Here is a 1,014-nt window from a genome sequence, read left to right as displayed (position 1 = left end):
ACCCGGCACAGCTCGTCACACAGCACCCCCCGCCGCCCCGAAGCCCGGCCTCGGCCCATGCACTCGGCCTCGGCCGAACCCCGGCGCCCAGCTCTCCCCGCCGCCCCGGCGCCCGCGTCGGTTCAGCGCTTGGCCACGAACACGTGGGACGCGACGTCAGACTCCAGCTCCGCCGCCTCGCCACCGCTGCCGACCAGGACCCCGCCCGCGGACTCGGTCACGCTGACGACGGACCCGGGCTGGACGCCCGCGCGCCGGAGCGTGTACATGAGCTGCGCGTCCGTCTGGATGGGCTCGCCGATGCGGCGTACGACGACGGTCTTGCCCTCCGTGCCGGGGTCGAGGTCGGCGAGGGAGACCATGCCCTCGTCGAGGAACGGATCGGCGCCGTCCTTCTCGCCGAGTTCCTCCAGGCCGGGGATGGGGTTGCCGTAGGGCGACTCGGTGGGGTGGCGCAGGAGCTCCAGGACGCGGCGCTCGACGGCCTCGCTCATCACGTGCTCCCAGCGGCACGCCTCCGCGTGGACCTGCTCCCACTCCAGGCCGATGACGTCGACGAGGAGGCACTCGGCGAGGCGGTGCTTGCGCATCACGCGCGTGGCGAGACGGCGCCCCTCGTCGGTCAGCTCCAGGTGCCGGTCCGTGGCCACGGAGACGAGGCCGTCGCGCTCCATGCGCGCGACCGTCTGGCTCACCGTCGGTCCGCTCTGGTCGAGGCGCTCGGCGATCCGGGCGCGCATGGGGACCACACCTTCCTCCTCCAGCTCGAGGATGGTGCGGAGATACATCTCCGTGGTGTCGATCAGTCCGGACATTCATGCCCCTCGATTTGCTCTGCCGAAGGCTCGACGGCTCTCGGCGCGTGCGCTGGCCCTGCCCTCAATTCTGCCGGATACCACTGACAACCGTGCCGCGCCGGCGAAACCCCTTCCCACGAGACACCTCCGGGAAAGGGCGCAGCCCCTCGAAACACCGCTCCCCGACCGTCCCCCACCCCTCCGCGCACTCCTCGGC

At 72.1% G+C, this 1,014-nt stretch carries 1 protein-coding gene; it reads right to left on the bottom strand.

Features of this window, described 5'->3' with window-relative positions; genetic code table 11:
- Window positions 1-122 precede the first annotated feature (122 nt).
- On the bottom strand, window positions 123-815 hold the full coding sequence (locus AOK24_RS44460; RefSeq protein WP_010357798.1) for an iron-dependent transcriptional repressor DtxR: 693 nt from the start codon (window positions 813-815) through the stop codon (window positions 123-125).
- Between the last annotated feature and the right edge of the window lie 199 nt (window positions 816-1,014).

It is taken from the genome of Streptomyces niveiscabiei (assembly GCF_001419795.1).
GTDB classification, from domain to species: domain Bacteria; phylum Actinomycetota; class Actinomycetes; order Streptomycetales; family Streptomycetaceae; genus Streptomyces; species Streptomyces niveiscabiei.
This window is presented reverse-complemented; position numbering and strand designations above follow the sequence as displayed.

Bases quoted from the DNA above. Each gene is read 5' to 3' on its own strand.
- AOK24_RS44460 (WP_010357798.1), bottom strand. From the start codon at position 815: ATGTCCGGACTGATCGACACCACGGAGATGTATCTCCGCACCATCCTC.